At 42.2% G+C, this 20,425-nt stretch carries 8 protein-coding genes; all 8 read right to left on the bottom strand.

Annotated features, from left to right (window positions below; genetic code table 11):
• Positions 1–72: 72 nt before the first annotated feature.
• The gene (locus DEO27_RS09025) at positions 73–2,442 is read right to left on the bottom strand and encodes an ABC transporter permease (protein WP_112569207.1); all 2,370 of its coding nucleotides are present in this window, start codon (positions 2,440–2,442) and stop codon (positions 73–75) included.
• 97 nt (positions 2,443–2,539) lie between these two features.
• Entirely contained in the window at positions 2,540–4,918 is a 2,379-nt protein-coding gene (locus DEO27_RS09020; protein WP_112569209.1) for an ABC transporter permease, read from the bottom strand.
• Between the two features lie 79 nt (positions 4,919–4,997).
• Positions 4,998–7,385 (bottom strand): ABC transporter permease, encoded by a 2,388-nt coding sequence (locus DEO27_RS09015; protein ID WP_112569211.1) that lies wholly within the window; start codon positions 7,383–7,385, stop codon positions 4,998–5,000.
• A gap of 79 nt (positions 7,386–7,464) precedes the next feature.
• Positions 7,465–9,825, bottom strand: a complete 2,361-nt coding sequence (locus tag DEO27_RS09010) for an ABC transporter permease (protein WP_112569213.1) — start codon at positions 9,823–9,825, stop codon at positions 7,465–7,467.
• A gap of 131 nt (positions 9,826–9,956) precedes the next feature.
• On the bottom strand, positions 9,957–12,374 hold the full coding sequence (locus tag DEO27_RS09005; RefSeq protein WP_112569215.1) for an ABC transporter permease: 2,418 nt from the start codon (positions 12,372–12,374) through the stop codon (positions 9,957–9,959).
• A gap of 343 nt (positions 12,375–12,717) precedes the next feature.
• Positions 12,718–15,132 carry an ABC transporter permease gene (locus tag DEO27_RS09000; RefSeq protein WP_190295358.1) on the bottom strand — a complete coding sequence of 805 codons (2,415 nt, stop codon included), beginning with the start codon at positions 15,130–15,132 and terminating at the stop codon, positions 12,718–12,720.
• A gap of 281 nt (positions 15,133–15,413) precedes the next feature.
• Positions 15,414–17,810: an ABC transporter permease gene (locus tag DEO27_RS08995; protein WP_112570654.1), complete on the bottom strand. Its 2,397-nt coding sequence runs from the start codon at positions 17,808–17,810 to the stop codon at positions 15,414–15,416.
• Positions 17,811–17,907: 97 nt separating this feature from the next.
• A complete protein-coding gene (locus tag DEO27_RS08990) occupies positions 17,908–20,376 on the bottom strand; it encodes an ABC transporter permease (RefSeq protein WP_112570652.1) in 2,469 nt (822 codons plus the stop codon).
• Positions 20,377–20,425 lie beyond the last annotated feature (49 nt).

Here is a 20,425-nt window from a genome sequence, read left to right as displayed (position 1 = left end):
TCAGGTCATTAAGTCATTTTTGCTTTGAATTTTGGTCAATGACCTAATGACGCAAATGACTCAATGACCAACTTATTCACTCCTTAAACTCTTAACCGGGTTAGCGATAGCGGCTTTAATAGCCTGGAAACTAATCGTAACCAGCGTGATCACAATAGCAGCAATGGCTGATATAATAAATACCCCCGGCCCCACAGTTATCCTGTAATCATATTTTTGCAGCCAGCCTTGTAAAAAGTAAAATGCCAATGGCGATGCTATTACACAGCTTACCAGTACCAACAGCACAAAATCCTTCGACAGTAAAAACCACAACTGGGTTACTGTAGCACCTAATACTTTGCGTACCCCTATTTCTTTGGTACGTTGCTCGGCAATGTATGCGGCTAAACCAAACAGGCCAAGGCACGAGATAAAAATGGCCAAACCTGCAAATATGCCCGATAGTTTACCTACCAATACTTCCTGACCAAACTTGCGATTGTAATCTTCATCAACAAAGCGGTAGGTATAAGGATAAGCAGGACTATATTTTGAAAATACCTGCCCTATTTTATCAATGGCGTCATGTGGGTTTGCTTTTGCCGAAAGGCGGTAAATCATATTTTGATGCGGATTGTTATTATAAACAAACATGGTTGGATCTGCCTGAGCAAATGGCGATAACATCAGCGCATTTTTTACTACGCCAATTATCTTACATTTCTGTCCGCCATAGGTAATTGTCTGGCTTATCGGATTGCCTTTCAATCGTAAACGTTTAATGGCCGCTTCGTTAAAAACAATATTCAGCGAATCTGAAGCAACATTATTAAAATCCCTGCCGGCAAGCATTTTCATGCCTACTGTCTTAAAATAATCATTAGCTACAGCTATTACCCCCATTTCAACTGTTTCCCCTGCAAATTTTCCCGGCCATTGGTCAATATCGTTATGCATGTCGATATCGGTAACCGCGCTTGACGCCGACGAAACGCTTTGCACTAAGCCGCTTTGAATTAATTCGTTTTTAAACGCGTCAAAATGTTTACCGAGGTCTTCATTCGCATTAGTAGCCATTAACCGGTTGATATCGTACCCATTAGGGCGGTTCTTGGCGTACTGGATCTGCCTGTAAATTACAACTGTACTTATAATCAAGGCTATAGAACAGCTAAACTGCATTACCACCAAAATTTTGCGTGAGTAAGATGCAGAGCGCCCAACCTGTATGGTACCCTTTAAAACTTTTACCGGATTAAATGATGAAAGGTAAAATGCTGGTCGGCTTCCCGCTATTAAAGCAGTAACTAATACACAACCTATGGTTATAAACCAAAAAGCAATGTTATTAAACGGAATGGCAATAGTAGTACCGGTAAGCGCGTTAAACGGCCCAAGAGCTGCCTGCACAAAAATTATGCAACAGATAAAAGATATAACAGTGATCAACACTGACTCTGTCAGAAACTGGAAGATCAGGTGCTGACGCTGAGAACCAATGGCCTTGCGGATCCCAACTTCTCGTGCACGCTTTTCGGAGCGGGCGGTTGTAAGGTTAATGAAATTAACACATGCTATCAGTAATACCAATACGCCGATAACACCAAAAATATGCACATAATCGATAAAGCCTGCACTGGCTACGCGGTTCTTATAGTCGGAATACAGATGCCAATCAAGCATTGGCTGCATGATCACTTCAGAATTTCTGGCATTGATATTATCTTCTCCCTTTTCGATATTTTTGATCTTGGCAGCAAGCTTCGTATAACTTACACCCGGTTTTAGTTTAGCAAAAAGCTGGTAGCCATTATTACCGAAGCTTGCATGAGCGCCTTTCATGTACGACTGTGTTTGTTCCAAAAGACTGAAAGGGATCACGAACCTGAATTGCATCGACGAATTTGAGGGTATATCCTGCATTACCCCGGTAACTTTCAGATTATACGCGTTATCTATGAGCACAACTTTATCGATCACATTTTCGGTACCGAACAAAGCTATCGCGGTAGCTTTTGTTAGCACGATGGAATAGGCATCGGTCAAAGCGGATGAACGATTACCTTGCAGCATGGTATATGAAAAGATCTTCAGAAAATCGCTACCTGCCTGTATACCGCTAATCGATAGTTTTTTATCACCAACCATCAAGCCATGAGTGCCAGTCCAATCTGTGGTTGCCACATATTCAACTTCGGGAATGGTGTGCAACACGTCAGACAATTTCAACGAGGTTGAGCTAAATGTTAGTGTTTCTCCATTGCTGTTAAAGTTGCGGCGTACCTGGTACACTCTATCCGCATTAGGCAAAAACCTATCGTAGGAATACTCATTTGCGACCCAAAGCGCTATCATTAAGGCAACAGCCATCCCGGCTGCCAGTCCCAAAACATTAATAGCAGTATAAGCCTTGTTATTTAAGACATTTCGCCAGGCTATTTTCAGATAATTTCTAAACATTTCTCATCAATCATTAGGTCATTAAATAATTGAGTCATTGACTTCCGCGTTCCAAAAAATGACTTAATGACACGAAACAAAATGACTCAATGACAATTTATTCAGAACGCAAACTTTTAACCGGATTTGCCAGTGCCGCCCTGGCTGCCCGGTAACCTACCGTGATCCAGGCTATAATAAAGCTTGACAGTATCGATATCACAAATATTTGCGGACCGATACTGATCCGGTATTGAAAATCTTTCAGATAATTATGCATTGCCCACCATGCCAGCGGAGCGGCTATTACAAATGCAATAAGCAGCAATATGCTGAACTCCTTACCGAACAACCATAGAATGCTGCTGATATTAGCGCCCAATACTTTACGTACGCCAATCTCTTTGGTTTTACGCACCGCCATAAATGATACCAACCCATACAGGCCAAGACAACCTATAATGATCGCTATGCCGGCAAACGCTTCAACAAGTGTTAAAAGGATTCTATCCATTTCGTAAAAGTGGGCAATGGTATCGTCCAGGAACTGATATGAATATAATTCTTCCGGGAAGGTCTGGTTCCAGATCTTGTCAACCTGTGCCAAGGTCTCTTTAGCATTACGCATATCAATTTTTATAGCTACGGTACCCAAGTCCTGGTAATTAGGCATCACACATAAAGGCGAAATCTCTGAATGGAAAGAGTAATTGTAAAAATCTTTCATCACGCCAACAATGGTGCCCTTATAATCGCGGCCGTTAATGGCCATTTGTTTTCCAATTACGTCCTGCGGTTTAAGGTGTAGTTTGTTCACAAAGGTTTCGTTCACCAGGAGTTCTTTTACCGAATCTCCTTTAAAGAAATTTCTGCCGGCAATTAGTTTAATACCAAAGGTCGAAATGTAATTTTCATCGGCCTGTTTCGTGTTTACGCTCCAATGCTCATCTTCTGCACGGTTATCATACTGAATACCGGTATTACTGTTTGAACGGGATGCCGGGGCGTTAGCACAATAAGACAAATTTTCGACTCCTTTAATTTCGGTTATCCGATTGCGCATCGTGCTCATTTTCACCTTATCATTTTGAGGAAGTGGCACCAGCACTATGGCATTTTTATTAAAACCCAAATCGGCAGTTTGGGAGTAATGCAACTGTGATACCACGATGATAGTACCAATAATCAGCACCTGCGAGATGGTAAATTGGGTAACCACCAATACCCTGCGCAATGAAAACCCGCCAACATCTTTTTGCGACAGCTTGCTTTTAAGCGCCTTGATGGGCTGAAACCTTGCCAGTACCAAACCAGGGTACGAGCCCGAGAGAAACACCACCACAATGGTAATCAGCACGATGAAAGCACTCAGTTGCGGCCAGTTAAATACCATTCGCGCGTGGAACAGGTTATTTAATGCAGGCAGGGCAATTTCAGCCAAACCAATGGCTACACCAACCGCTATAATGCTGATAATTGCAGTTTCGGCAATAAACTGCCAGAACAACTGAAAAGGCTGACTGCCGAGTACTTTACGGATCCCCACCTCTTTTGAGCGGTTAAGGGCCTGCGCTGTAGCCAGGTTTACGAAGTTTACAGACGCGGTAATGATCAGGAATATCCCAATAAAAAACAGCGCCCACAAATAGCTTTTATCCGCATAGCCACCAAGCTCACGGTCAAAATGCATTTCGGCAATGGGCTGTAGTTTAAAGCGCCAAACCTGCAAATCGCGGCCGGTATAATTTTTCTTAACCAACTGAAGCATGGCTGTTTCAACCTGTGCCTTGGTTACTCCTGGTTTTAACCGGGTAAAGCCCTGGCAGCCGCTGTAAACACCACCCCAGTTATTTTCACGACCTTTACCAGCATATGCTTCCATACTTGAGTATGAAATAAGGATCTGTTGCTTTTGATCGGTATTGTTTGGTAAATCCTTTAATACGCCCGTTATGGTAACGTTGATATTGTTATCAAGCTTAAAAACTTTACCAATCGGGTTATCATTACCGAAACACTTGTGGGCCATCTTTTCGGTAACTACAGCCTCATTTGGATTAATAAGAATAGTTTTCCTATCCCCTTTTAATAACGGAAAATTCAGAATGTCGAAATACTCGGGTTCAACAAAGGCAACACCATCGTCTTCGCCAAATTTTTTCACTTCGCTGCCGCGTGTCAGGGTGATCAACGTTTTGTTGAAGCTGATATACCGGGCAGTTTTTTCGCTAAAGGCAAAATCATTTCTGTAACCTTTGGCCATTGGTTGCGGAATAGCGCCTACGCGGTCTACACCCTGGTCATGAAATTCGGTGTAGAAACGGTAGATCCTATCTTTATCTTTATGAAAAGTATCAAAACTCAGGTGATAGGTGATCAGCGTAAATATCAGTAAGCCGCAGGCAACGCCCAAAGCTAAACCAATAACACTGATGATAGCGTAAGCCTTATTACGAACCAAATTTCGCCAGGCAATTTTTATATAGTTTTTGATCATAGTTAAATTATTTAGTCATTAGGTCATTGACTCCGGCGTTCAAATGACTTAATGACGCGGAGCAAATGACTAAATGAAATTATTCCGAACGCAAACTCTTAACCGGATTAGTAACTGCCGCTTTTATGGCCTGGAAACTTATGGTAACCAGCGTGATAATTATAGCGGCAACAGCCGAAAGCACAAATACACCTGGCCCAATGGTTATCCGGTAATCGTATTTCTGCAGCCAATCTTTCAAAAAGTAAAAAGCTACCGGTGTTGCAATGATGCAACTTAACATTACCAGTAAAATAAACTCTTTTGATAGCAGCAGCCATACCTGTGCTATGGAGGCACCCAATACCTTGCGGATACCGATTTCTTTGGTGCGTTGCTCGGCCACGTAAGCCGCTAAGCCAAACAAACCAAGGCATGATATAAAAATAGCTAATCCCGCAAAAACCCCGGCCAGCTTGCCAACCAACGCTTCAAGGCTAAACTTGCGGTTGTATTCCTCATCAACAAACTGGTAGATGTAAGGATATGCCGGATTATACGTATCAAAGATCTTCCCAATCCTTTTAATGGCATCTTGCATGTCCGCGTTGGGTGCAAGGCGGTACATGATGTTATTGCCTCCCCTGCCATGATTAAATACTGCAGGCTGTACAGGCGTAAAAGGTGACTCCATCAAGGCATCTTTTACTACGCCAATGATGTGCACCCGGCCCATAAAACTATAGTTTATAACTTTATTGATAGGATCTTTCAGACCCATGCGTTTAACAGCAGCTTCATTAATGATAACATTTGTTGTATCAGCTGCCCACTCGGCCGAAAAGTCACGACCTTCTTTCATAGCCATACCCATTGTTTTGAAGTAATTGGGCGATACAGAAATGGCACCGACATTAATACCTGTTTCTCCCGCATTTTTACCGGGCCAATTTTCTACACCGGCATGGCTGTAAATATTGGTAACAGGACTTGAAGCCGAGGCTACACTTTCAACCATTCCGCTTGCTATCAGATCATTTTTTAAAGCGCTATAGTTATGTTCCAGATCGCCGCTCATATCGGTCATCATCAAGCGGGTTGAGCTATAGCCGGTAGGCCTGTTTTTGGCGTATTGAATTTGCTGGTAAACAATGATGGTACTTATAATGAGGGCAATAGAACAGCTAAACTGCATTACTACCAATATCTTGCGCGGCAATGAGGCCGATTTACCAACCTTGATAGTGCCTTTCAAAACCTGAACAGGGTTGAACGACGACAGATAAAATGCAGGGCGACTACCTGCTAATAAACCAGTAAGCAGTACATAAGCAATCATTGCTCCCCAAAACAATACATTGGTATAAGGAACACTAATAGCGCTACCTACAATTGCATTAAACGACGGAATAGCCAGCTGCACCATCACTATCGATAACAAAAATGAGATGAAAGTGATCATGATCGACTCGGCCAGGAATTGGGCTATAAGGTCACTGCGTTGAGAACCGATAGCTTTACGCACCCCAACCTCGCGGGCCCGTTTTTCTGAACGTGCGGTTGAAAGATTCATGAAATTGATGCAGGCAATGAGCAGCACCAAAATGCCTATCACACTAAACATACGCACATAATCAATAAAACCACCAACAGCCTTGCCGTTTTTGAAGTCATTATACAAGTGCCATTTTTTTAGCGGATGGATAATTACTTCCGGTTTGGCCGGACGCATTTCCATGTTATGATCATAAACAATGTTTTTAATTTTAGGTGCAATCTGCTCCATAGTTACGCCAGGCTGCAACTCCAGGTACATATTAAACGAGTTGTTTGTCCACATGGTGCGGGCTCCCTTCATCCAACCTTCAGTTGCTTCCTTAAAGGCAAAAGGCGTTAAAAAGCTAAATTGAAGCGTAGCGTTTTTAGGGATATCTTTTACAACACCGGTTACTTTTAAATTCTGGCTGTTGTCGTAACGTACTATCTTATTGATAGGATCAGCATTACCAAACAAAGCCGTGGCGGTCGACTCGTTCAGGATAATGGAATTTGGCTGGGTAAATACATCTTTAGCATTACCCTTTATAAAAGTGTATTTAAAGATTTGCAAAAAATCCGGATTAGCTGCACCTCCGGCTACATAAAGCTTTTTATCGCCAACCAACAGGTCGTGCCATTGCATCCCTATCCAATCGGTTTCGGCAACACGCTTGATACCCGGAATTTCCTTACGCAACACATCTGCCAATGGCAATGAAACAGCTGTTTGCGTATGCTCACCATCGTGCTGGGTGGTAAAATGCTGTTCAACCTGATAAAGCTGCTCATAATTAGGTAAAAACCTGTCATACGAATACTCATTGGCCACCCAAAGACCAATCATCAGCGCAACCGCCATCCCGGCAGCCAGTCCCAGTATGTTAATTGCACTATAAACCTTGTTGTTAAGGATATTGCGCCACGCGATTTTTAAATAATTCTTGATCATTTTTTAGTTCATTAGTTCACTGGTTCATCAGTTCATTGGTTTTCGGCTTACAATTACTGCAAACTGCCACTGCCGACTGCTACTCACTTCTCAAACTTTTCACCGGGTTACTCAACGCTGCTTTAACGGCCTGGAAACTTACGGTTGCCAGTGCTATTACGATGGCAGCTATCCCTGCGGCGGCAAATACCCACCATTGTACAGTTACGCGGTACTGATAACTTTGTAGCCAGTTATTGATGGCATACCATGCAACCGGGAAAGCGATCAGGCATGAAATGGCCACGAGTTTCAGAAAATCGCGCGATAACAAACCGGTTAAACCTGCTACCGATGCGCCGAGTACTTTGCGGATACCTATTTCTTTGATCCTTCTTTCGGCGGTATAGGCCGCTAAGCCAAATAACCCAAGACAAGATATAACAACGGCCAGCGAAGCAAACACACCGGCCAACTTACCAGTAAGGGCTTCTGTTTTAAACAGCTCATCAAAATCAGCGTCAACAAATTTGTACTCGAAGGGATAGCCCGGATTAGCACGCTTGTAAACCTCGCCTGCCTTAGCCAGAGCTTCAGTTAGGGTAACGCCCTGTTTAAATCGAATAGTTAAAATATTATTGTTTTGCGGCCGGCTAAACAACATCAGCGGCGCGCCCGAAACGTACATGTCATTGTATAGGAAATCTTTAATGATCCCTGCTATTTGATAAGGCTTGCTGCCTCCATCCCTGATAATACCGCCCACATGCCCCGCTTTGCCCATTTGTTTGGCAAAAGCTTCGTTAATGATCACGTTGCTGCTATCAAGCTTGGCATTGGCATAAAAATCCCGGCCTGCAATCAATTTCATATTCATGGTTGATACAAACTGCGGGCTCACACTTTCAATAGTGATCAATGGATTTTTTGAGGCGTCTTTACCATCCCATGAAAAGTTATCGGTATTGCTCCAGATCTGTAAAACAGGATATTCGCTTAATGAAGCATCGGCCACAACACCGGTTTGTTTTAATTCATTATTTACCGCCGCGAAGTGATCTGTCAGCTTGCCTTTGGTATCGATATAAACAAGGTTATCTTTTTCATAACCCAGTTCCCTGTTTTTAACATGTTGAATTTGCTGATAGATAATTACCGTACCGATAATCAATATGATCGAAACTGAAAACTGAATTACCACCAAACTTTGCCTGATAAAACCTGCGCCTGCCGCTGATGGTAATTTGATGTTCTTTAACACCGCGATAGGGTTAAATGATGACAAGTAAAACGCAGGATAGCTGCCAGCCAGCAAACCGGTAATCAAGCCTATCGACAATAAATAAAATAAATGCACTGGCTGCAAAAGATCGACAGTAAGCTCCTTTTGAACCATATTATTGAATGATGGCAAGGCAGCATAAACTAAAAACACAGCTACTATTACTGCAATAAATGCCATGATTACCGCCTCACCTATAAACTGGGCTATAAGCTTGCCTTTACCTGCCCCCATAACTTTACGAACACCAACTTCCTTAGCCCGTTTTTCGGACCGGGCAGTTGAAAGGTTCATGAAATTGATACACGCTATGATGAGGATAATAAACGCGATAGCCGAAAACAGGCGAACATATTCGATGCGGCCACCATCCATTTTACCGTCGGTAAATTTATCGCGCAGGTTCCAGTCATTCATTCCGAAAAGAAAAGAGACCGTTTTATTACCGTTCTTTTTGGTTCCGATATAATTAGCCAGCTTTTTGTTAACGGCATTAACATCCGCAGATGGTTCCAGCTCTACATAAGTTCGGGCCCAGTTGGCGCCCCAATCCTGCATCCAGGGCTGCATATGATCGATGTTTTTTAAGGGCGCGAACCATTGCATCTGGAATGTTGAGTTTTTGGGCAGATCGGTAAATACACCGGTGACAACAAAATCCTGCTCATTATTCATTTTCAAGGTTTTTCCAATTGGATTGGCATCACCAAAAAACTTTTTCGCCATGGTTGTATTAATCACGACCGAATGCAGATCATGAAAAACATTGGCTTCGTCGCCATGAACAAAAGACAATTTAAGCATCGGAAAAATCTCCGCGTCGGCATATGAGCCTTGCTCATTAATCACTTTTTCACCCAGGGCGAATACTATATCGTCTTCTCCGGCCATCCGGACGGCATTTTTTACACCAGGGATATCGCCTTTCAAAGCGGCAGCCATCGGCCCGGGAGTGGCCCTGAATGTTGAAGTTTTACCATCATAGGTCTGATTTTCACGCACTGTGTACAGGTTGTCCCGCTTTACAAAATTGTGATTAAAGGTTAACTCATCCTGCACCCACAGGAATATCATAGACGCGCAAGCCACACCTATAGCCAAACCGGCGATATTCAAAAAGCTGTAAGCCCGGTTTTTCATCAAGCCGCGTACAGTGGTTTTAATGTAATTTCCTATCATGGTTGTTTCATTAAGTCATTTACGTTGTGTCATTTGCTTCGCATCATTTATTCCCATGTCATTGAGTCATTATACATTTTGCTTTGCGTTTTTGATAATGACCTAATGACGCGAAGCAAATGAAACAATGACTATTCAGATCGCAGACTTTTAACCGGGTTAACAAGTGCCGCTTTAACTGCTTTATAGCCTACTGTTACCCACGCAATGATCAGCGATGATACTATCGCCAGTAAAAAGATCCATACACTCATGGAAATACGGTACACAAAGTTTTGCAGCCAGCCATTCATAATATACCATGCCGCAGGCATCGCTATCAGGAACGAGATTCCGATAAGTATCATAAACTCCTTCGAAAACAGGAATACGATGCTGCTTACCGAAGCACCCAGTACTTTACGGATGCCGACCTCTTTTGTGCGCTGAACGGCCATGAACGATACAAGTCCGTATAAGCCGAGGCACGATATAAATATGGCAATGCCGGCAAATATCTTGTATACCAGGGCCATCTTATTTTCCTGCTCGTAAAATTTGGCTATGTTTTCATCCAGAAAGTAACCGTTATAAGCATATTCGGGATACGTGTTTTCCCACAGCTTTTGCAGTTGAGCAACTGTTTTGTTCAGGTCGGATGTTTGAATTTTGATACCGATCTGGCCTTCAAATTTCTTAGCCGGAGAGATCACAATCGGTTTTATAGCTTCACGGAGCGAATTGGTTTTAAAATCTTTAACCACTCCCACTATTGGCAACCATCTGCCACCACCTAAACGTAACGTTTTGCCGATAGCCTCATTGGCATTTTGGATACCCAATTTATGTATAAAGGTTTCGTTAACTACGTATTGCCTGGCGGTATCGCTTACATCATAGCCTTTGCCGGCAACAAATGTTAACCCATAAGTTTTAAAGTAGTCTACATCACCAAACTTAAGATAGGTGTTAAAACCTACATCTTTGGTGGAGTTATTAAAGTCGAAATTGGTGCCCCAGTTATTTTCTGAAGATGGCACATCCGATGAGAACGCGATGTCTTTAACATTAGGATTTTGCAGTACCTGCTGCTTAAATGATTCCATTTTATGCAGGCTCAGGCTATCAGTATAACCGGGAATAATAAGTAAAGCATTTTTATTGAAACCCAAATCGGCCTTGTTGACATAATCCATTTGGTTTACGGCCACAATAGTACCTATAATAAGCAATTGAGATATGGCAAACTGGGCAATTACAAGCGCGCGGCGAAGCGGGATGCCTCCTATCGAAGCGGCTGTAATTTTATTTTTAAGGGCAAGCACGGGTTTAAAGCCTGATACCACTAACGCAGGATAAATGCCCGATAACAGCACTATGGTTATGGTACTTGCTACCAGGAACAATATGCTTCCGGTCGTAAACAGGCTGATAGTATCAGGTACATTGGCTATATTTTTGAGTTGTGGCATGGCCAGCCTCGCCACGGCCAACGCAATCAACGCAGAAGCAATAACAATAAGCGTGGTTTCGCCAATTACCTGGGCAATTAATTGCGGACGGGTGCTACCCAATACCTTACGGATACCAACTTCCTTTGACCGGCCAACAGATTGCGCTGTAGACAGGTTAATAAAATTGATAGAAGCCATAATAATGATCAGCAAGGCTATAAACGACAGGGTGCGCAAAGTAGCCTTACTGGTACTATGATCACCAAGCGGGTTACCTATGCGGGTATCAAAGTGCATATCGGCAAGCGGCTGCGGCAGTAACGTGGTTTGTGCCGATCCTTTTTTGAAATGCTTGGCGGAAAATGCCTTTAACTGGTCATCAATACTACTTTTCGACATGCTTGCCGGGAACAGCATAAATACTTCGTGGCTGCTGCTTGTTGATCCCCATTCGGCACTGTAGTTATAATCTTTAGGATGTTGTTTCCAGGTAACAAATGATACCATTATCTTAAACGGGAAATCGCTGTTTACCGGAGCATCTTCAACAACACCAGACACTTTCAGTGTTAAAACATTATCCATTTTAAGAGTTTTGCCTACAGCGGTAGTCCAGTCGCCAAAGTACTTAACGGCCGAGCTTTTATCTAAAACCACCATATCGGGGTTAGCCAATACTGATGGGCTGCCAGCCAGCCATTTATAGCTAAAAATATCGAAGAACTGCGGCTGAATAAACAACACACCTATATTTTCGGTGAATTTTTTATCGCCGCTGTTGCTGCCGGCCGCTTCTGGTACGGTGATCTGGCTACCATAGCTGCTGTTCAAAGCGGCTACTTTAGCTTGTGGGATATCCAACCGCAAGGCATCGGTAGCCGGAACCGCGACACCGGGATTAGTAGTACTTTCCGACTCGTGTTTTTCTTGTGTTACTATACGGTAGATATTTTTATAGTTAGGATTGAAAGTATCAAAACTAAGCTCAAACTGAATGATGACGAAAATGAGCAAACAGGCTGCTAAGCCAACTGTTAAGCCCGCAACATTTATGGCAGAATAACCTTTGTGGCGAACAATGTTGCGCCAGGCTATTTTGAAGTAATTTTTAAGCATACCGTACAGCGATTTTTTATTTCAATGTAAAACATATACCAAAATAAAAAACAACTGAATATCAACAACTTAAACCAACATCAAATCATTAACTGTTCGTAAGCGTAACACCTTGTGTACGGTAATGATACAATGAGGTTAGAGGTTAGAGGTTAGAGGTTAGAGGTTAGAGGTTAGAGGTTAGAGGTTAGAGGTTAGAGGTTAGAGGTTAGAGGTGAACATTTCTGAATAGTTAAGGGTTTCAAAAAAATATAGATAAAAAGTCATCCGTAACAATCAAATGACTTCTTATCTATATTCCAAAGAAACTAACCTTTAATCTCCAATCACTGATCTATGAAAATCACTCTCCAGACCTCAAACTCTCAACCGGATTTGTCATAGCCGCTTTGATGGATTGGAAACTTACCGTTACAAACGCGATTAACAAAGCTATAAAAGCTGCCGCCAGAAACACCCACCATTGAATATCTATACGATAGGCAAAATTTTGCAGGTATTTGCTCATCGTGAGCCAGGCTATGGGCGACGCTACTACAACAGCTACAAGAACCAGCCTTAGAAAATCGACAGAAAGCAAACCGGTTATATGAGCCACCGATGCGCCGAGTACTTTGCGAATCCCAATCTCTTTGGTGCGCTGTAAGGTCAATAAAGATATGAGCCCGAGTAGGCCAAGGCAGCTGATAAAAATGGCTATCACCGCACTTGAGGTAATGAGTTTATTTAGCAAATCTTCCTTTTGATAAAAATCGGCTATTTGCTGATCGAGAAAACGGTATTCAAATACGTTGTCGGGATAAACCATCTGCCATTCCCTTTTAATATGCTCAATAACTGCCGAAGGGTTTCCCGAACTGATTTTTACGCCAGCATATTGGTAACCTTTTCTGAATGTAGAAATATATTCAGGAGCGATAGCCGTATACAACGATTTGGCATGAAAATCTTTTACCACACCTACTATAATACCCGGATTGTTGGATAAGTCGCCTGCGGTGAAACGCCTTCCGAGAGCCTGTTGCGGATCTTTAAGTCTTAATTTACTAACCAGCAATTCGTTAACCAGGTATTCGCGGGCGGTATCACTTTCTACTATATTGCGGCCTGCTACCAATTGCAGTCCAAAAGTTTTAATATAGTCGGCATCGCCTATTTGGGTATAGCCAACAAACTTTTCCCAATCGCGGGTATCATATTTAATTGATCCTCCTTTATCGGCTGTAGACGACGGAGCCCGGTAACAGAAAGAGACGCTTTTTATTGCAGGATCGGCCATTAGCTGATTACGCAAAAAATCGGTTTTGCCTTTGTCATTATTAGGAACAGGCAGCATGATAACCGCGTCTTTATTAAAACCGAGATCCGTTGTTTTGAGGTATTTAACCTGCATGGTTATCAAAATGGTGCTGATAATAAGCACCTGCGCAATCACATTCTGCACAATAATTAAACTTTTACGGGTAAAACCCGCTGATTGCGTTTTGCCGCCAACCTGGTTTTTCAACGCGTTAACAGGCTTAAACCGGCTTAATATCAGCGCGGGATATGATCCTGCAGCTAAGATGATAATGGCTAAAACTGCCACTATAAAACCTGCAAGCCTGTAATCGGCAAAAAGGTTAAAGTTTAATTGAGTTTGCAGCCAGTTGTTCAAAACAGGTATAGCCACGATCACCATTACAAATGATAATAATGCAGCAAAAACTACGATGTATGATGTTTCGGAAATAAACTGGATAAATATGGCACCCGGCGAGCTACCCAATACTTTCCGGGTGCCTATCTCTTTAGCCCGTTTAAAGCTTTGCGCGGTAGCCATATTGATGAAATTAACACAGGCTATAATTATAAGCAGCAAACCGATTACACCCAGTGTTACTAATAACGACCGTTGGATAACGCCCGCAAAACGGCCATCAAAATGCACTTCGCTTAATGGCAGCATCATAAAATGGTATGGTTTGGCTTCTGCCGCGCCTTGCGCCTTCACATTCAACTGGTTTATATCATTTTCAACAACATCAGCGCTCACCCCATCTTTGAGTTCAACATAAATGGAATTGGTTGAATTAATAAAATTCCAATCGTTATACATCGGAGTATAAACATCCGGGTAAATATTTTTAAGCGTTGATATAGAAAGAAATATATCTGACTTCAGATCGGTATTTGCCGGGTGATCTTTTACCACGCCTGTTATCGTAAAAACATTTTTATTATCAACCTTGATGGTTTTACCAATGACGTCCTGGCTTCCAAAATACTTTTCGGCCAGTCCATTACTTATAACAGCAGTATTGGGCTCTACAAGAGCTGTGTTTTTATTACCCTGTTCCCATTGATAATCGAACACGTTAAAAAAGTGGTCATCTGTTATGCCAATGTTTTCGTGCTCAGCAAACATTCTTTTGCCCGTGCCATTATTTTGAGGAATAGTTACGTTGATATCGTGCATTCGCAATAATGCAGCTACATCTTTCACCCTCGGATCGCTTGCCTTTACATCCCGCGCCAAAGCTAAGGGAGCTCCCTGGTCATATATCGGAGCCCCCTCGAAGGCTGTTAGCCGATGTACCACCCTGTATACCTGTTTGGCATTATGGTGGTAGGTATCAAAACTCAAATGATAGGTGATAAACTGAAAAAGTATAATACTGCAACCAATGCTCAGCGCCAGGCCAAACATATTGATAAACGTATAAAACTTATGCTTCCAAAGGTTGCGCCAGGCTATTTTAAAGTAGTTTTTTATCATATCCAATACTTTATACGATGATACGCAAAACCCTTTAAATGAGTAGTTAAAATGTGTTAAAGTTAAGTGAAAGGTGAAAGGTGAAAGGTGAAAGGTGAAAGGTGAAAGGTGAAAGGTGAAAGGTGAAAGGTGAAAGGTGAAAGGTGAAAGGTGAAAGGTGAAAGGTGAAAGGTGAAAGGTGAAAGGTGAAAGGTGAAAGCGTCCAATGTTTTTCAAACACCGGACGCTTTCATGATTTAGTGCTACGTTTTGGTTTTTGCCTTTAACCTTTCGCCTGAAAATCACTCGCTTCTCAAACTGTTCACCGGGTTGGCCAGTGCGGCTTTAATGGATTGGATGCTTACCGTTAGCAGCGCGATGATTAATGCGATGCAGGCTGCAGCGGCGAACATCCACCAGGAAATATCAATGCGGTAGGCAAAATCCTGCAGCCATTTGTTCATCATATACCAGGCAACCGGAAACGCGACGAGGTTTGCTATCAATACAGTTTTCAAAAAATCTGCCGATAACAGCCTGATGATACTTTGTACACTTGCACCAAGCACCTTGCGGATCCCGATCTCCTTTACGCGCTGCTCGGCGGCGAAGGCGGCCAACCCCAGTAAGCCCATAGCAGATATCGCGATTGTTATTGAGGCAAATACGGTGATCAATGTCGAAGAGCGTTGCTCGGCATGATACAATTTGTTATAACCTTCATCTAAAAAATTGTACGCAAACGGTTGATCGGGCACAAATTGGTTCCACACGTTTTGTGCGGCCCTAATAGCCCCGGCTGTATTGCCAGATGCCGTTTTTATGTAAAAACTACCGGCCCAATCGGTATGGTTGTTTATGACCATGGGCCCTATTTTTTCGTGCAGGCTCCTGAAATTAAAATCTTTAACTACACCGGCCACAATACCCGAATCGCCGTTAAACTTAAACCGTTGCCCGATAATTGGATTACGAAGCCCCAATTGCTTTACTGCTGTCTCGTTTAAGATAACGTTGTGTTGGTCGACATTGGCTTTGCCAAACCAATGTCCCTCCTTCATTTTCAGGCTCATCATTTGCTGAAAATTTTCATCGGCAGATAATGTAGCTACAGAAGGCTTGTAATCTTTAGGACGGCCGGCCCAATCCATCGATCCCGACATTTTGGTACCGTTATTATAAAAGTCATCGCTCTGTGATTGGGCTACCTCTTTTATCGGGCTTTGCTCCCGAAGCTCATTGGCAATACTGCTCAGCATCGAAACCCGTTTTTTGTCATCAAACCCTAATACATTCCACGGAATCCGGAAAGAAAAAACATGCTCGCGATTGTAACCGAGATCGGCCTTCTGCATAAAATCCAACTGACGATAGATAACCATCGTACAAATGATCAGCATAACAGAAATACCAAACTGCACAACAACCAATGCTTTACGAACGCCGCCGTCTTTGATATTTAAGGTACTGCGACCTTTAAAAACACTTAAAGGTTTAAATGAGGATAACAAGATGGCCGGATAAAGGCCGTTAAATATGAAACTTACCAGTAACGTGCCCAATAATATAAGCCAGGTTGTGGTTGAAGCCAATGGCTGGGTAAAATGTTTTTCGGTTACATTGTTAAACCAGGGCATAAATAGTTGGATGCAAATGACAGAAAAAATCAAAGCCAATACACTCACTACCAGCGACTCGGACATAAACTGGCCAAATAACTGAAACCTACCCGCTCCAACTATTTTACGTACACTCACTTCTTTTGAGCGCACACTTGCACGCGCTGTAGTAAGGTTTACATAGTTAATACAGGCTGTAGCCAGCAGCAATACAGCCAATATCATAAATATGCTAACCAGCCTGCGGTTACCATGTTCAAACGATGAATTTTGCAGATCATTTTCAAAGTGCATATCCTTCAGACTAATCACGTTTAGCGCTGTATTTTCGCTATCCTTGTTATTTTTCCGGATGATATCGGTAAGCTTCTTTGCTGTTTCATTTGTATTCACGCCTGGTTGCAGCTTAAGAAACGTAAGTCCGTTGTAATTTCCCCAATGCGTCGATTGTTCTTTTTCATGCGGATTTACAAGCTTCGCGGCTACCGGAATCAATATATCATACTGAAAAGTTGAATTAGCCGGATTATCCTTAACCACAGCCTGCACTTGATAATTGACACTATCAAGCCTAAGCATTTTACCCACTGCTTCGCCATTGCCAAAGTATTTTTTCGCTGTTGACTGCGTGAGGATTAAGCTAAACGGGTTTTTAGAAAAGCTTTCGGCGCTGCCATCAACAAAGTCATAATGAAAAACATTGAACCAGTTAGCATCAACATAAGCATACTTTTTTTCGGAGATCAGCTGCCCCTTATTATGAACGGTGATCATGTATCCGGGCCATAAAAAAGTATAATCTTTAACTTCAGGAATTTCCTTTTTGGCCACCCCACCCAACAAATAAGGCGACGATTCCCAAACCCAGGTTTCGGTCTTAGTTAAGGTAAGCTTCGCCTTCACACGATAGATCCGATCAACATCTTTATGATAATTGTCAAAACTAAGCTCGTTTTGCACCCACAACATAATGAATACCGCAGCAGTAATGCCAACCGTAAGTCCGGCAATATTGATAAAGCCCGTGGTACGGTGTTTACTTAAATTGCGAAACGCTACTTTGAAATAATTCTTAAACATATTTTTATATCATTTTGTCAATGGGACATTAAGTCATTGGCTCTCTCATTTAATCATAAAATGACTAATGACGCGAAGCAAATGACTCAATGACAAATTATTCTGAACGTAAGCTTTTGGTCGGGTTCGCCAATGCAGCCCGAATGGTTTGGAAACTGGATGTAATCAAAGCTGTCAGCAGCATTCCTCCTCCGCTTATTACAAAAATCCACCAGCTTATGGTAGTGCGATCTGCGAAGCTTTCCATCCATTTGTTCATAGCATACCAGGCCAGTGGTGTTACCAGAACAAAGGCCAGTGCAATAAGCAATACCAGTTCGGTTGATAGCATGGTAACTATTTGTGTTACGGTGGCGCCAAGCACTTTGCGTACACCTATCTCCTTGGTGCGCTGATTGGTATTGTAAATAGCCAAACCTAATAAACCAAGACAGCTGATAAATATTGATAAACCAGTAGCCCATGTTAGCAGTGTTGAGGTATGCTGCTCAGCATCATAAAATTTAGCAATATTTTCATCAAAAAAGTGATATTCAAAATCATCTTCAGGATAAATTTCTTTCCAGGCCTTTTCCATCGATGCGATAGCTTTTTTCCAGTCATTACCGCCGGCAGTTTGCGGTTTAAGCGCGATATGAAATGTGCCGTTGTTGTAATAGCCATTGTTAATATGAATGCAAGTAGGCTTTATGGCCGAACGTATCGACTCTAAGTGAAAATCATTCACTACGCCAACAATTTGCATTTTTTTATCTCCATTAAACTTATCAATGTATTTGCCAACTGCATCATTTGGGCTTTTAAAACCAAGAATTTTGGCGTATGTATTGTTGATCAAAAGTCCGCTGGTGCTATCGCTGTATTGTATGTTGCGCCCGGCCAAAAGTTTTATCCCATATACATTGATATAATTAGGATCACCCATGCGTTCATATAACTCAACTTTAATCTCCTTTTTACCGTCGTTGTAAGATGATTCCGTCGAGTTAGTTCCACTTGATGAAGGTGCATCTTTACCCAAACTGATCAAACTAACCTGAGGAAGCGCCTGCAGCTTGTTCTTAAATACCTGATTTTTGCTATGTGTCCGGTTTTTCCACGGCGAGTTAATGATCAGGATAGCATCCTTTTTAAAACCCATATCTTTTTTAAGGGCATAATTAATTTGCTTACTTACCAGTACAGTAGCCATTATAAAAAACTGGGCTATTACAAATTGCGTAACGGTAAGCGATTTGCGTAACCAGGCATTTCGGGTTTTACTGCTATTTGATGAGGCTTGATTTTTAAGTACCAAGACTGGCTTGTAACCCGATAACAGAGCAGCGGGATAAAAGCCAGATAAAAGACTCACCAATATCGTCAATAAAAAAAGGAATATGAACAGGTTGGGCTGATGCAGCAAATCGAGCTTGATACCTTCGGGAATGAAATCTTTAAACAACTTTAATATAACCGGTGCGAGTACCACAGAAATAACTACCGCGATAATGGTTATAAAAAATGTTTCGCTTAAAAACTGGATAACCAGCTGAGCCCTGCTGCTGCCCATGGTTTTACGCACGCCAATTTCCTTGGCTCTTTGGGTTGCTTGTGCAGTTGTCAGGTTAACAAAGTTGATACAGCCAAGCAAAAGCAAAAATGCAGCTATGGCCAGCAAACCATATAGTGTTGGCTTATCGGCTACCCGTCCTGAAGAAAACGTGTAGTATATATTATTAAAATGAAGATCGCTTAACGGTTGTAAAGTAAAATTGCGTGAGTTGCCTTTATTTTCGGGTTTAGGGGGATTATTCTTTTTAAGAATAAGATTCAATTGCTTTTCAAAATTGCTGACCGAAGCGTTTGGGGCCAACTTAACAAACAGTATAGACGACGAGGTAGTACCTCCCCAATCATCTAACCTTAACTCATCAGAAAGGGCTTTGTTGTTTTTTGCAGTTGAATAAGAAAGAAAATCATGAAAAGCAAAGTCGTTATTTCCTTTTAAGGGTTCAACTATACCGGTAATGGCGGCGCTAATAGTATCATACGTGATAACCCGGCCAATCATTTCACGGTATGAAAGTTTGGGGAAGTATTTTGTAGCCTGGTCGGCTGTTAATACGGTTTGATTAGGCGCGTTCAAAGCTGTTTTTGCCGAGCCGGCTAACCAGTTATACTTAAACATGCTGAAGTAACGACCGTCCGAAAGGATTACGTTATCTTGTAGTTTAAACTTAACAGGTACACCACCTTTTCCCGGAACAAGCACGTTAGGTTGGCTCAGTTCAAAAAATGGCGCAGTTAGCTCCACTCCGCTCACGTTGTTCCGCACCGCTTCGGGAACTGCCCCGGATACGCCACGGTTATGTGCTTCCTCACCCGAGAAAGTGTAGTTTGAAACTACCCTGTAAATCCGGCTGCTATCATCAAAGTTTTGATTAAATGTAAAATCAAAATGTACAATGAGGTAAATGACCAGCGCCGAACTGATGCCTATAGATAAGCCTATTACATTGACGAACGTGAAAAATTTATGCCTCCAAAAGTTACGCAACGCGATTTTGAAATAATTTTTAAACATGGTAGTTCATTGGTTCAATTGTTCATTAGTTCATTGGGGCATTCAAACT

Source organism: Mucilaginibacter rubeus (genome assembly GCF_003286415.2).
Taxonomy (GTDB): Bacteria; Bacteroidota; Bacteroidia; order Sphingobacteriales; family Sphingobacteriaceae; genus Mucilaginibacter; species Mucilaginibacter rubeus_A.
The sequence above is the reverse complement of the archived record's forward strand: the minus strand, read 5'-3'. Positions and strand labels throughout refer to the sequence as shown.